Source organism: Virgibacillus salexigens, assembly GCF_000723585.1.
Classification (GTDB): domain Bacteria; phylum Bacillota; class Bacilli; order Bacillales; family Amphibacillaceae; genus Virgibacillus; species Virgibacillus salexigens.
Map to the genome: position 1 here is coordinate 1,282,211 of NZ_CCDP010000001.1, position 13,578 is coordinate 1,295,788.

The window sequence follows — 13,578 nt, forward strand, 5'->3', positions numbered from 1 at the left end:
TGATTGTATTGGCTGTTAATTATCATGAAGAGGATGCAATAGAACTTATACACAAAGATAATAATCCTATTACAAACTATAATTATCTGTCATTTTTACCTGATAAATGTCCTGTGTGTTCCTATTCACTTTCTCCTGAGTATTTACTAATATATCATAAAAACCATTTCACAACTGAGCTACTTTGTGGATGTCCAAGAGAGGTTTGTAGGTCACTATTCTTTGCAGTCTATGAGGGTACAAATAATCCTATCTTCTCTAGATTTTATCCATACAGCAAGGTAGAAAAAGATTTCCCTGAGGAAGTAATTGAGTTATCTCCTGACTTTGTAGAAATTTATAGTCAGGCTTATCATTCAGAACAGGAAGGTCTAGATATGATATGTGGAGTAGGGTACAGAAAAGCTCTAGAGCATTTAATAAAAGATTTTACTATACAGCAATATCCTGATGATGCTGATAAGATAGAAAAAATGCCTCTACAGCAATGTATCCAAAAGTACATAGAGCAATCTGACATAAAAGATATGGCTGAGAGAGCAGTATGGTTAGGGAATGATGAGACTCATTATGTTAGGAAATGGGGGGATAAGGATATTAAAGACCTAAAAAACCTTATTGACCTAACAGTCTATTACCTAAGTATGACCTTGAAAGCTAGGCAATATAGGGAAGAAATGGTAAGATGATTTTTAAAGGGAAATTGTGGAGGGGTTAAATGAGTAATAATTATGATGAGATTATTGAAAAAGCAAAAGAGTTTTTTAGAAAAGAAATTGCTCCTAGTCATATTGCTAATACAAAAAAGCTCACCAAGTTAAAACAGTTTAATCTTAATCCATTTTTGGATAAGTACAAAGCAAGTTTTTTAACAGGTAATGATGACCCTAAGAGCATAGCAAAAGCTCTAGTCTATCCAAGAGTATTAGGTACATCCATAAATACTACATTTGGTAACAAGTTACAAAAGTTTTGTAGTGAGGTCTTAGAGGGCTTTGCATCAACTACATCAGGGATTGACATAGAATTTATTGATAAGGTAGATGGTAGGAGAAAGTATTGCCAAATTAAGGCAGGGCCAAATACAATCAATAAAGATGATGTAGAGACAATAAAAGGGCATTTTGCAGGAGTTAAAAACCTTGCAAGGACTAATAATCTGAATGTTGGATTTAATGACCTTATTGTAGGTGTTTTTTATGGTACTCCTGAGGATTTAAGTGGGCATTATAAAAGGATTGCTCAAGAGTATACTGTAATTATTGGAGCTGAATTTTGGTACAGGCTAACAGGTGAGGAGGACTTTTATCAAAGGCTAACTGATGCTATTGGTGATGTTGCATCTGAATATGATGGTTCTGAACTAATGGACAAAGTTATTACCTCATTGGCAAAAGAGATTGAGAAAAGTCTAGACCCTAAGCAGTTAGATGTAGAGGTTAGAGAAATAGCTGATGGAAAAGGTACATATGATGTTTAAATGAAAAGAGGGAGGATGCAATTTACAGCATCCATCCCTTTTTTAATTGAGTTTATTTAAAGTATTAACAATAGATAATCCTATAGCTTTAGCCATGTTTACAGGTACAGCATTTCCTATCTGTTTATAGGCATTACCTGTAGAGCAGTCAAACTCCCAACTGTCAGGGAAACTTTGAATCCTTGCATACTCCCTAACTGTAAAAGGTCTAGTTTCATCAGGATGACATCTTTCAGTTTGTTTCTGAGCAGGTGAGCAGGTAAGTGTTAATGATGGCTCATCCCATGACAACCTTCTAGCCATTCCTGTTCTACCTCCTCCTGAATAATAACTCTTACCCATATAATCTTTAGCTATTTCATCAGGAAGGTCTCTCCAATAACCTCCAGGAGGTACAAGGTCTAACACATTCTTTTTAGACTCAGGATAATTTGTTCCAACAGACTCAGGAACATCTTTAAGGATGTCTTTTAATGTAAGCTCATAGCCATAAGATTTAGGGAAAAAGTATTCTAATCCCTCTTTGTTTACTAAATCTTTTCTGATTCCTACAATAACAATTCTTTCTCTTTTTTGAGCTACATCATAATCTAATGCCCTAAGGACTTTCCATTTTACTATATAACCAATATCAGAGAAAACATCTAGCATAGTCTTTAAGGTATTTCCTCCATCATGATTAACAAGTCCTTTAACATTTTCAGCTAAGAACATTTTGGGTTTTAGCTTATCAAGGATTTTAGCATAGTGGAAAAACATTGTACCTCTAGCATCCTGTAATCCACCTTTTTTTCCTGCATAACTAAATGCCTGACAAGGGTAGCCTCCTGAAAGTAAGTCAAGCTCACCAACATCAGGAGCATCAATGTAATTCTCTATGCCTTTTTCAGTTACTTGCTCAATATCTTCCTCAATAACATTCCAACTAGGTCTGTTTTTTCTTAAAGTATTACAAGCATGTTTATCTATTTCAACATTGCCAATAGACTCAAAGCCTGCATATTCAAGACCTAATCCTAATCCCCCTGCTCCTGCAAATAACTCTAAAACTTTATATTCTTTATTAGGTTTGATATTTCTTACCTCAACAAAATCATTACTATCATCTTGATTTTCTTTCTTCCCCTTTTTGTAGATAACTTTTTTAGAACTTTGTTCATCAATTCCTAAATCAAGCTCCATCTGTTCAGCTATATCATCAAAACTAACATCAAGAGTTTCACATAGCTTTAGAGCATTAGATTTGATAGGATTATAGTTAGGAGACAATAACATGGATAGTTGGTTCTTGCTAAGTCCTAGTTGTTCTGCTAACTCTTTTTGAGTAGTTATACCATGTTTTTTCATATGTAATCTTACTTTTTCTTTACTGATAGTGTACTGCATCATAACCCTCCTTGCAGTTAAAAACTATTTTAACTTTACATAGGGTTATTATATAGCTTGTGCTATCATGAGTCAATAAATTAAATTATTTTAGTAGAATTGGAGTGTAAATGTATTGCTATACGAGGAACAATTAGACCTTTTATTAGAAGATGAGGAAATGAATAAGTACAGCAAAGAATACTATGAGTTTAGGATGAAAAATAGAGACTTTAAGGAAAAGAGGGTAAGGCTTAGTGTCTTTCTCTTTTTTATGTCTTTGCAGATTGCAAAAGCCTTGCCTACTGAATATTTAAAATAGGTATAGAAAAATTTTATAAGCCTTTGCCTGTTATTATGCAGGGTATGTCTTAGCTTGTTAATTTATTTCACAGGCTAAGCAGAGCCTACCTGATTTAGTTAAAAGGAATAAGTAAATTTACTTGGCTACTTGTAGCAGAATATATCCCATAGCCCCCCCTATACTCCCTGCTTGCCTCTGTTTGTCTCAGTCTCTATCTGCTACATTGTCAGCCTGTCTCAGAGCCTTATAAAGCCTTTCTCAGCAACAATATTAATAATCACAATAAAGTCTAGTAAGTATATCAGAGCATATCAGCAAGTCTGTCAGTAACTCTCAGAATAACTCTATATTATTAATGTCTCTGTACTATTGTATGCCATAGCAAGTACTACAATATATACTGTAATTGCATCAGGTCTAACAGTATCAGTTACAATAATAGATAGTATTGGCAGGGGCTTAGCTTTGTAGCTTATCTGTTATAGTACTCTCCCCTCTGTATTATTGTCTCAAATACAGTAGCTATTGATACTATCAGAGTACCCTTATTGTAGCAGGGCTAGGTCTGTCTCATTAACCTGTATCAAATGTATATCCCTCTATCCTGTAAAGGTACTCCCACCTTTTGACAATGTTTCCCCTCCATCTGTAAAAAGACTCCCCCTTCAACTCTTATTCTCAGTAACAATAAGAGTTGAAGGGGGAGAGTTAGAGCTATACTATACTGGATTTAATATTGTGGCTCTCTTATGTACTGTTATTCCTACTGAGACATTATCAGGAAGGGTTACAGGTCAGCTAATAAATACAGTAATAGCAATATGTAAAGGGTAATTACTTTACAGTTCCTAGCTAAAATATACTGGTTGGAGGAGGCTTTTGGCAGGGAGCTTTCCTGAGTATTTACAGTATTCTTACCCCTAAATCTATCAGCCTCACAGACTCTATTAGACTCCTACTGTCTCATATTCAGTAACACTTTCCCTTTGTTCTTGGCTAAGGATGTTGCTGAAATGATTGGTCACAGTGATACTAGAAAGATGGTTGTTTCAGTGGATGAGGATGAAAAGCTGATGGGAACATTATTCCTATCAGGTCAAAATAGAAATACATGGTTCTTAACAGAGGATGGACTGTATGAGGTACTGATGCAAAGTAGAAAACCTATAGCTAAAGCATTTAAAAAAGAGGTAAAAGTTATGCTCAAGTCTATCAGAAAACATGGGGCATACATGACTGAGGATACTGTAGCATGTCAATTACATACAAAAAAAAGGACAGGCTACCAACAGTCTAAAGAGTATCTTTACAGATAGTCCTAAATACTGTCAATAACCTGTCTGAGCATGATAATCAATACATGATTAAATATGTTAAATAAAATCAGAAAGTGATTTTTCATCAGAAAAAGCATGTTACATGCCTTATTAGAATGTAATACTTTTTAGAAAAGGAGAGAAAGAATAGCCTTAGCTGTAGTTACTGTAAGTAAGTACAATCATGAGCTATCCTCTCTGCCTTGTCAGTAATCTTATAGAGCTTGTAGCATCTACAACAATACACAACATAAAGGAGACTAGGTAAGGGTATTACTACCCCTACAGTTATATATCTATCTACTAACTGTTATTTAAAGGTAATGTCTTATTTTACTGTACCAATGAATACAACAGTATAAGAGCCTCCTTAACTGGTATTACAACAATATAGCCCCCCTCTGTCTCAAATACAGTAACAGTATAGAGATAGTGTACCAATTTATTGTACCTATCTTTACAGCTACTATATATCTAACTGTTTATTTACTGTATGTAATACTCCATACCAATTATTGAGACAGTATCCCCTGCTACTCCTGTCAATCCTGATACCTTTGCTGTAATAATCTCTAAAGGGATTGGAGCTAAAGCTCCTCAACTTCCTGATAAAAAGAACTATAAACTTTATACATAACTACAATATATGCTGAACAATATGAGCTGTCCTAACTGTTCTAGCTGTTTAATGGCTGAGCTATTGTAGCAGGTCTTTAAGTAGTAAGGTCTCTAATTATTGTTAGGGAGCTTTGCTCCTAGCCTGTTAAGGATAATAAGGTTTTTGTAGTATTCACTAAAGATAAGAGGTATTCTCCTCTCAAAAATCCCTCCTCAGACTTAGAGCCACTTAGTCTCATCCCTATTTTTAAAAAGTGTAAAAAAGGTGACACATGACAGCCTCTCTCTTGGATTTATATTTTCTTTCCCCCTTGTTTTGGACATTACTGTTGTTACCTAATATGGAAATGGCTACTACTCAGCAGGTTGCAGATTTTTATGAGGTCAGTGTTGATACTATTAAAACTGTACTTAAAAGAAATAAAACAGAGCTAAAGTCTGATGGGTTTGTTAATGGGTCAGGAAAGTTTGTAAAGGTCAACTTGACCTCAACAGAAATTCAACAGAAACAAGGCTATTTTCTCATTACTGATAATCAAGGAAATGAGGTAAAGGTTAATAATGTAAGAAACAGCCTTTTCCCTAAAAGAGCAATCCTCAGAGTAGGTATGTTGCTGAGAGATTCTGAGGTAGCTAAAGAGGTAAGGTAAATCTGTTATAGCTGAGATAGACAGACCTTCCTCAAAGGAAGTGCTCTCGTTGGTAAAGTCAAAAGGAGGTTGTCAGGGATTTGTACAGCAATGACAAAATGTCAGGGCTATCAATCAGTAATGCAAAAGGGGGATACTAGCACTATACAAATGTATTTATAAATATTTTTATTACTTTCTACATCAGAATACTTTAGATGCCTCTTGAGAGGTGACCTATATAGTGAGAAAGACTATAACACTATTGGAGGCATTTATTTATGAAAACTACAGAGGTAAGGCTTATAGAAAAAGCTAATAAACTACAGCTACAGATAAATTACATTGTTTATCCTTTTGTTAATGCTGAGCATCCTGCTCATAGGACTTTGCAAGATTTAATGATTGAGAAAGCTAATGCAGGAGATTATAGCCTGATAGAGTCAGTCAATCAAAAAGTAGCTGAACTAACAAAAGAAAGAGCTGAGGTAATGCAAGAATTAAATAACATAAGGGAGGGAAAAACAACATGACTAAAAGAATGATAGATGCAGATACAGGAGAGATTATAGAGGTATCATCTTACAGGACTCCTGAGCAAGACAAAGCATATAGAGAAATAAAAAAGAAAGAGACAGCAAAAAACAGGGCAGATAATCCTTTTATCTTTACAGAAATGAATATAGGAGGTCTTGAGGTGTTGAATAATAAAGATTTAGGATACTATTTAATATTACAGACTTACATTGATTATAAGAATATGATTAAGTCAACTACTGATAGTAACCTCCCTATGACTAGAGAGCAGATGCAGGAGGTATTAAAGATCAGCTCCAATAAAACATTAGTAAACTTGGTAAAGAGATTTAAAAAACAAGGATTGTTATATGAGGAAAAGGTAGGGCTTTATGGAAAACAGCATAAGGCTTTTTTTATTGCAGATAAATATTGTTTCAGAAAAGGAATATCAGGAGACAGCAGAAAGAGAAAGACTGATAAAGCAGTAAAAGTCTTTATGAGTAGCTTACAGGAGGTATATGCTCAGGGAGATTTTAAACCTGCTGACATTGGCTTTATTTATAAAGTTATTCCTTTTGTTCACTATGACAGTAATTATCTAGTGAAAAATCCTAATGAGAGAGATTACAGTAAGGCTGAGTATTTAACTATAGATGATTTAGCTCAGGTACAAGGACTAAGCAGACAAAAGACAGCTCAGAAACTTACTAATCTTGTTTATGACAATAAATATGTCTTTGCAAGAACTAAGGTAGGCAACATTAAAGAGTTAAGAGTAAAAGCTAATCCTTTTGTAGTTTACAGAAAGGCAGGAGAGCCTAAGGCACTTGGCTTTGAATTTTATGTTAATCCTGAATAAAAAATATGTAATTTTATAAACTTTTTCACCAAAATTACTTTAGTCAGGTTATGAGAGATGCACTATAAGATGAGAAAGGAACAGGCTTTTAACAGGTCTGCTCCTTTTTCATATCCTTTAATTTTAATATAAAAAGAGCAAGAGGCTTAAGAGCATGAGACAGAGAGATAGATTAAATATTTTAACTAAAGTTAGAAAGGAGCTAGACAGCATGGCAGACAAACAAAAAGAAATGGAGGCTTTCATAGAGGAGCAAAAGCCTTCTACCTCCTTAGATGTAGCTTTATGCTTTGCCTATTGTAAAGTACATTTTGAGGCTACTCAGTCAGCATTTAGTAAATTGTTAGGTATCTCAGATAGAACAGTAAGAAAGTACATTAAGAATGTTATTAGAAATTGTTGGTATAAGAGTCCTGTAGGAGAAAAATGTATTAATAAGGGAATTGCAGAAAGTAAAATTACTGAGGAAATACTAAAAGAGATAAAAAACTATAGGGATGAACTAGCTCAAATACTAGAACAAGGTCAGGGCAAGGATAATAATAAAGAGTATTTACAGCAGGAAGTTGCAGACCTACAGAAAGAGCTAAAGTCTATTGAGGTAAAACAGGATAGACTTGATGACTTACTAGAGGATGGCATCTATACAAAAGAAAAATATATGTCAAGAATGGAAAAACTGACTAACAAGCAGAAAGATGTAGAGACTGAGCTTGATCTGTTAAACAAGCAACTTAAAAAGCAAGATACAGTACAGGATAAGGATAAAATTGCTCTACTTGATGCTGTATTAGATAATTTTGATGGGCTTGTATCTGAGAAAGATAGAAATAGGGTGTTTAAATCAGTTTTAAGTTATGTAGAGTTAAAAAGACCTACTAAAGAGGATGAGGGGGAAATTAATGTAAATTTTCTCTAAGCCTTATTGAGTAGGATGTATATAAAACTATGAAACCATTGGAAACCTTGGTATACCAGCATTTTATAAAAGTGTAATAAAAATCATGACACCAATGGCAAGTACTGTATCCGATTGAAAGAAAAATGGGCTTCCCCTGTTTTTTGGCAAGTTGAAAAGCCTCTTCGCCCCAAGGATACCATTGAACCGGGTTATCCTTATGCTGTAATAAGTAAGGTGATTTTTCCTTTTGCAACTGGTTTGGCATTGTAAACACTTCCTTCCTATTCACACTATACACGAAATAAAAGGTTTCCAAACAAGTAAAACCTTCATTTAGCAACAGGAATTAATAAGGAAGGAAAGATATTTACGTAAAAAGGTACCCATCAAGAGTACCTTTCATTTCGTACATTTACGATATTTGTATAAATTATGGAGGAGAAAGTGGGATTTGAACCCACGCGACGCTTGCACGCCCTAACGCATTTCGAGTGCATCCCCTTCAGCCAGACTTGGGTATTTCTCCAAATCAGATCTATGAATCTATGTTAAACTAAAAAATCCAACAAAAGATATTGTAATAAATAATGACACTATTTACAACTATAATGCTCTCTAATTTGTAGTTTATCTTTTCTTGACTTTCTTCGTTATGGTAACATAAAGTATTAACTAAAAAGAAATGTAGAGGTATGTTTTCTATGAATCACTATATGAAAGAAAGTATTGACCAATTTAAAGAAGCTCATTTAAATAAAGCACGCTTCCTAATTAAATGCCCAGACCAGCCAGGAATAGTCGCTGCGATTTCAGAATTCCTATATAACCATGACGCTAATATCATTGCGTCTGATCAGTATACCATCAATCCAGAGGGTGGACAGTTTTTTATGCGAGTTGAGTTTGAATGTCCAGATTTAAACACAAAAGCAGCAACATTAGAAGCAGAATTTCAACCTATTGCTACCCAATTTGATATGGATTGGAAGCTGCTTTATGTGAGCCAATTAAAAAATATGGCTATCTTTGTTTCAAATGAACCACATTGTTTATTGGAATTATTATGGGAATATCAAAGCGGAGATTTAATGGCTAATATTGCTTTAGTTATTAGTAATCATGAGTCCTCCCGTGAGACAGTAGAGGCACTAGGTATCCCGTTCTATTATATTCCTGCAAATAAATCGATTCGAAAAGAAGTGGAGAAAAAGCAGTTGGAATTAATGGAAACTTATCAGATTGACTTAATTATTTTAGCAAGATATATGCAAATTCTCACTAGCGATTTTGTCGATAAGTATAAAAGTCAAATTATCAATATACATCATTCATTTTTACCTGCGTTTGTTGGTGCGAAACCTTACGAACGTGCCTACCAACGTGGGGTGAAGATGATTGGCGCTACTTCTCATTATGTTACGAACGACTTGGATGAGGGGCCAATCATCGAACAAGATATTGGTCGGGTTGATCATCGAGATAACAGTAAAGATATGAAAAAGATTGGTCAGACAATTGAACGTACGGTTTTAGCAAAAGCAGTAAAGTGGCACTTAGATGATCGTATTATTGTTCATGATAATAAAACCATTGTGTTTTAGATAAACAACTGTATGTTATAGAAAGCTTGTAAAGATTCTTCTTTACAAGCTTTTTTGTTTTTTAGAGTGAAGATTTATAAATAGGCCAATAGAAGGAATGTTGAAATTCTTTAACAGAGAAATAAATTATGAGAGGAATCGTTACTACAACTTTTAACACTTTTGCTATCTAATAAATAGGAATCAGTTTTAGATTCATCCTTACTCTAGTATATTTTTTGAACCCTACTAAATTACCATTGATTGGAAATTATTGATTATGATAATCTTTAATTGACTACATAGTCATTTATAGAACTTTGTAGTTCTGTGAAGGAAAAGGAGGAGGTACAGTGCCAAAATATGCAATTGTTAATCAAGATACCTGCATTGCTTGTGGAAACTGTGAAGATGTAGCTCCAACAATTTTCGAATTGGATGAAGAAGGACTGGCCTATGTAAAAGTAGATCAAAATGAAGGGGTAACACCAATTACGGAAGAAAAACTAGAGCAGCTGGAAGAAGCTCAAGAAGAATGCCCTACAGATTCCATTATTGTAGCTGAGCAGCCGTTTAAGTAACGTTTGTGTTACACAAATTATTTCGAAGGGAGTCTTCTCTATGAATAAAGAGGTAGTTTTATTAAATGAAGTGAAATCATTTGGTACACGGTCGGAAGAATTTTTTCCATTAGCTTGGTATAAAGAAATGCTTGATAATCAGCCTGTTTATTATCATGAACCAACGAAAACATGGAATGTTTTTAAATATAATGATGTAAAGGAAGTATTAAGTAATTATGAATACTTCTCTAGTGAGGGAGCTAAAACAACTATTCCTGTTGGAGCAAGTAATAAAGAAGGGAGTATCCCAGATAAAGTCAATGTTAACTTTGTTGATCCACCAGACCATCGAAAGCGTCGTTCGTTATTATCAGCAGCTTTTACACCACGAAGTTTAAAAAATTGGGAACCTCAAATTCAACGAATCGCTTCCGAACTTGTGGATGAAATAAAGGAGAAGGACACCGTTGATATCGTCCAATCCTTCGCTGCACCTTTACCGAGTTTAGTAATTGCAGAGTTGTTTGGTGTACCGATTAAAGATAGAGATCAATTTAAGCATTGGGTAGATATAATATTCCAACCTTACACGGAGGAAAATGCCAAAGAAGTAGAAGAGAAGAAACAAATAGCTGCCAAAGAGTATTATCAATATCTCTATCCAATCGTAGCGGAAAAGCGCATAAATCTTACCGATGATATTATTTCAGATCTTATCAGGTCAGAAGTAGATGGAGAACAATTTACGGATGATGAAATTGTTCGCGTAACCATGGCGCTTTTAGGTGCAGGGGTAGAAACGACTGGCCATATGTTGGCAAATACGTTTTACTCGTTACTTTATGACGATTCGTCACTATATGAAGAGCTTCGTAATGATTTAGAACTGGTACCTCAGGCAGTTGAAGAAATGCTTCGCTACCGATTTCAAATTTCTAAGCGGGATCGTACGGTGACACAGGACAATAATCTATTAGGTGTGAACCTTAAAAAAGGCGATTTAGTCATTGCTTGGATGAGTGCTGCAAATATGGATGAGGCAATATTTGAAGATCCTTTCACACTAAATATTCACCGAGAGAATAATAAACGGCATATGACGTTTGGAAAGGGTCCCCATTTTTGTTTGGGTGCTCCTCTTGCTCGATTAGAATTAAAAATTGCTTTAAAAACATTTTTAACCCAATTTTCGAAGATTGAACCGACTGAATCCTTTCAGCTGGAGGAGAATTTAGTTGAATCTGCAGCTGGTCAGTCTTTGAAACAGCTGCCATTAAAATTACATTCATAAAGAATAACCGTGCCAAGGGCTGGCCTTGGCACGGTGTTTATGTTTTTTGGTATGGCAGGTTGTTGTTTAATTTCATTCGTAATTCATCGAGAAATGGATAGTTCTTAAGATTATGAAGCATTCCTCTAAGAATAACAGCTCTTGGTTGTAGCTTCATCAGTTCTTCTTCCATTATACATAAGGATTGGATGCCATCTTCCTTTTCTGCTTCGGTAAACGTACTTTTATTTAGTTTCAATTTCATTTGTTGAATTACCTCTAGCGGATTAACTTCTTCTTGATTCACATCTTCTAAGTATATATTCCATAAATTTTTATTTACAATGGCTTCCACTTTTTGATGCTTTACCCCTTCCATGATAAAATCCATTTGTTTTACTAAAAAAGGAAGTACTTTTTTGATAGGGATTGGAAGCTGTTTTAACATAATTAGTTCCATATATTGTTTAAGCATACCAGTCAAAATAAATGCCCCATCCGCTGCAAAACCACTAATTTCCTGGCCATATATAGCGATTAAATAATTTTTGATACGTTTAATTTGTACAATATTTTGTCGTCGTAAAAACTGATAGATGTTTTGGTCAGACAATCCTGGTAAATCTTGAATTTGCAGTCGATAAAATGCTTGATTCTCCATGTAATGATTTAATTTGATTTCAATTTCTCGAATAAATCTATCTTTATCCGTCAAGGATGTGTCCTGTTCAAGAGCGATAATTTGTTCTTCAATCGAATGAAAGTAATACTTGAGAATATGTAAAAGTAAGTCCTCTTTCGATTTAAAATAAATATATAATGTTCCTTTGGAAATTCCACAAATATTAGCAATCTCTTGCATCGATGTTCGGTTGTAATTTTTCGATGAAAAAAGTTTCATAGCTGTTTTGATAATATGTGTTTCTTTATCCGTGTTCTTTCGCTTCATCACGATCACCTCAGAAAATTGTCCATGGTTAACTTATTAGAGTTTATAATAACATAGGGCAATACGTCTATAAGGGTTTAAATATTTAAGTTTATTCAAGTAATGTTGTAACAAAAAAGCTGCCCCCCGTAGTCAGCTAGGATTTTATAAGTACTAGAGTAATTAATAAGGGTTATATTACCGGTCGAAGGAGTATAAACAAAAATGATCGTGTCTTATACGGATAATAACAATTACGTAATTAAGTTTAGAAAACTATCCTTTTATAGGCTAGAGTTGAAAAAGCTATAACCCTCACGCTTGTGGGGCTTTACTTCATGTTTATGGTGAATGTAAAAATAATACAGATTTAATAATATTATACTATAGCACACCAAAGTTCGATTTCAATTTTTAACTCCGGCCATCCTAAAGCAGAAATATAAGCAACTGTCATAGATGGATATGAAGTTTCGAATAACTTACCCCATTGAGGATATAAATGATCCCAGTCTATTTCCTCTGTTGCCCATATATTAACTTTTATAACGTTTTCTTCAGTCAAACCTTCTGATTCAAGTACCTTTTTCATGTTTGCAAAAGTATTTGTTATTTGGGCGTTTAAACTTGAAGGAATATTACCATCCATATCCGTTCCTACTTGGCCTGATGTTACAACTAAACCTGCACCCTTTGGCACTCTAGTGATGTGACTGTAGTTTCCTACTGGTTTTGGCATAAACTCGGGATTAGTTCTAGTGATTTTTTTCATAGTATTACCTCACTTATCATTTTTTCTACTATTTACGCTTCAAATTAGACGGACTTAACCAATTTTTGTACATTAGAAAGGGAAAGTATCCTTTTATACTATATCTTTAGGAAGATGAGAGCTTTTGGCTTATTGTTACTATCGACAGAAATGAGGAAATTTTTAAGTCAGATAATTTCCTTTCAAAAGGGGAGCCATCACCATTTTATTCTTCGAATATAATTCTCTGTTTTCCAAAGTGAAATTGCAGTAACAGCCAACCACATATACATAGATCCATAGAGTATCCGTTGTAATAATCCTCAATGATAGGGTGAACAAATTTCGTAAGATGCGAGTTGAAAAGGAACCGTCAATGTCTAGTATATGTATAATGAGCAGCACTTAAAAGGCATCTAATGATACCTTTTAAGTTTTTTTCCCCGCAATATACTTGGGGGATAGTTAGGGAAAGGGGCTGCTCACTTATTAATT

13 protein-coding genes, 1 tRNA gene and 1 pseudogene are annotated in these 13,578 nt (G+C 34.4%); 10 read left to right on the plus strand and 5 right to left on the minus strand.

Annotated elements, in window-relative coordinates; all coding sequences use genetic code 11:
- Window positions 1-8 precede the first annotated feature (8 nt).
- Together BN990_RS05720 and BN990_RS05725 are read left to right on the plus strand one after the other, a co-directional pair.
- Window positions 9-689 (plus strand): DUF4145 domain-containing protein, encoded by a 681-nt coding sequence (locus tag BN990_RS05720; protein WP_038244970.1) that lies wholly within the window; start codon window positions 9-11, stop codon window positions 687-689.
- A gap of 29 nt (window positions 690-718) precedes the next feature.
- Window positions 719-1,480, plus strand: a complete 762-nt coding sequence (locus BN990_RS05725) for a PmeII family type II restriction endonuclease (RefSeq protein WP_038242897.1) — start codon at window positions 719-721, stop codon at window positions 1,478-1,480.
- Between the two features lie 42 nt (window positions 1,481-1,522).
- On the opposite strand, the gene dcm is transcribed toward BN990_RS05725, so the two are convergent.
- Complete coding sequence (gene dcm, locus BN990_RS05730) at window positions 1,523-2,866, minus strand: DNA (cytosine-5-)-methyltransferase (RefSeq protein ID WP_051739031.1); 1,344 nt, start codon at window positions 2,864-2,866, stop codon at window positions 1,523-1,525.
- A gap of 1,275 nt (window positions 2,867-4,141) precedes the next feature.
- On the opposite strand from dcm, the gene BN990_RS05740 reads away from it, so the two are divergent.
- From BN990_RS05740 to BN990_RS05760, 5 genes are all read left to right on the plus strand, one after another.
- Window positions 4,142-4,465 (plus strand): BRO-N domain-containing protein, encoded by a 324-nt coding sequence (locus tag BN990_RS05740; protein ID WP_238323668.1) that lies wholly within the window; start codon window positions 4,142-4,144, stop codon window positions 4,463-4,465.
- 965 nt (window positions 4,466-5,430) lie between these two features.
- Window positions 5,431-5,733, plus strand: a complete 303-nt coding sequence (locus tag BN990_RS05745; RefSeq protein ID WP_038244973.1) for a hypothetical protein — start codon at window positions 5,431-5,433, stop codon at window positions 5,731-5,733.
- Window positions 5,734-5,993: 260 nt separating this feature from the next.
- Window positions 5,994-6,245 carry a hypothetical protein gene (locus BN990_RS05750; RefSeq protein ID WP_038242901.1) on the plus strand — a complete coding sequence of 84 codons (252 nt, stop codon included), beginning with the start codon at window positions 5,994-5,996 and terminating at the stop codon, window positions 6,243-6,245.
- Complete coding sequence (locus BN990_RS05755; RefSeq protein ID WP_038242903.1) at window positions 6,242-7,090, plus strand: hypothetical protein; 849 nt, start codon at window positions 6,242-6,244, stop codon at window positions 7,088-7,090. The genes BN990_RS05750 and BN990_RS05755 overlap by 4 nt, the downstream gene beginning before the upstream one ends.
- A 211-nt stretch (window positions 7,091-7,301) precedes the next feature.
- Entirely contained in the window at window positions 7,302-8,009 is a 708-nt protein-coding gene (locus BN990_RS05760) for a hypothetical protein (protein WP_148530686.1), read from the plus strand.
- A gap of 85 nt (window positions 8,010-8,094) precedes the next feature.
- On the opposite strand, the pseudogene BN990_RS23585 reads toward BN990_RS05760, so the two are convergent.
- Both BN990_RS23585 and BN990_RS05770 read right to left on the minus strand, forming a co-directional pair.
- Window positions 8,095-8,256 (minus strand): annotated as a pseudogene (locus tag BN990_RS23585) (DUF255 domain-containing protein); the annotation flags it as partial.
- 168 nt (window positions 8,257-8,424) lie between these two features.
- Window positions 8,425-8,517: transfer RNA gene (locus BN990_RS05770), tRNA-Ser, on the minus strand.
- Between the two features lie 175 nt (window positions 8,518-8,692).
- Between BN990_RS05770 and purU the strand changes: the two genes are divergently transcribed.
- From purU to BN990_RS05785, 3 genes are all read left to right on the plus strand, one after another.
- Window positions 8,693-9,592, plus strand: a complete 900-nt coding sequence (gene purU / locus BN990_RS05775) for a formyltetrahydrofolate deformylase (RefSeq protein ID WP_021289191.1) — start codon at window positions 8,693-8,695, stop codon at window positions 9,590-9,592.
- Between the two features lie 332 nt (window positions 9,593-9,924).
- The gene (locus BN990_RS05780) at window positions 9,925-10,152 is read left to right on the plus strand and encodes a ferredoxin (protein WP_038242907.1); all 228 of its coding nucleotides are present in this window, start codon (window positions 9,925-9,927) and stop codon (window positions 10,150-10,152) included.
- 40 nt (window positions 10,153-10,192) lie between these two features.
- Window positions 10,193-11,425 carry a cytochrome P450 gene (locus tag BN990_RS05785; RefSeq protein WP_021289189.1) on the plus strand — a complete coding sequence of 411 codons (1,233 nt, stop codon included), beginning with the start codon at window positions 10,193-10,195 and terminating at the stop codon, window positions 11,423-11,425.
- A gap of 37 nt (window positions 11,426-11,462) precedes the next feature.
- Here the strand turns inward: BN990_RS05785 and BN990_RS05790 are convergent, their stop codons facing one another.
- Both BN990_RS05790 and BN990_RS05795 read right to left on the minus strand, forming a co-directional pair.
- Window positions 11,463-12,353, minus strand: a complete 891-nt coding sequence (locus tag BN990_RS05790) for a TetR/AcrR family transcriptional regulator (protein ID WP_038242908.1) — start codon at window positions 12,351-12,353, stop codon at window positions 11,463-11,465.
- Window positions 12,354-12,711: 358 nt separating this feature from the next.
- Window positions 12,712-13,104 carry a RidA family protein gene (locus BN990_RS05795; RefSeq protein WP_021289187.1) on the minus strand — a complete coding sequence of 131 codons (393 nt, stop codon included), beginning with the start codon at window positions 13,102-13,104 and terminating at the stop codon, window positions 12,712-12,714.
- Window positions 13,105-13,578 lie beyond the last annotated feature (474 nt).

Excerpts from the sequence above, each read along its gene's own strand:
- BN990_RS05750 (WP_038242901.1), top strand. The coding sequence starts at position 5,994 with ATGAAAACTACAGAGGTAAGGCTTATAGAAAAAGCTAATAAACTACAG.
- BN990_RS05760 (WP_148530686.1), top strand. The coding sequence starts at position 7,302 with ATGGCAGACAAACAAAAAGAAATGGAGGCTTTCATAGAGGAGCAAAAG.
- BN990_RS05725 (WP_038242897.1), top strand. The coding sequence starts at position 719 with ATGAGTAATAATTATGATGAGATTATTGAAAAAGCAAAAGAGTTTTTT.
- dcm (WP_051739031.1), bottom strand. The coding sequence starts at position 2,866 with ATGCAGTACACTATCAGTAAAGAAAAAGTAAGATTACATATGAAAAAA.
- BN990_RS05785 (WP_021289189.1), top strand. The coding sequence starts at position 10,193 with ATGAATAAAGAGGTAGTTTTATTAAATGAAGTGAAATCATTTGGTACA.
- BN990_RS05745 (WP_038244973.1), top strand. The coding sequence starts at position 5,431 with ATGGCTACTACTCAGCAGGTTGCAGATTTTTATGAGGTCAGTGTTGAT.
- BN990_RS05795 (WP_021289187.1), bottom strand. The coding sequence starts at position 13,104 with ATGAAAAAAATCACTAGAACTAATCCCGAGTTTATGCCAAAACCAGTA.
- purU (WP_021289191.1), top strand. The coding sequence starts at position 8,693 with ATGAATCACTATATGAAAGAAAGTATTGACCAATTTAAAGAAGCTCAT.
- BN990_RS05790 (WP_038242908.1), bottom strand. The coding sequence starts at position 12,353 with ATGAAGCGAAAGAACACGGATAAAGAAACACATATTATCAAAACAGCT.
- BN990_RS05755 (WP_038242903.1), top strand. The coding sequence starts at position 6,242 with ATGACTAAAAGAATGATAGATGCAGATACAGGAGAGATTATAGAGGTA.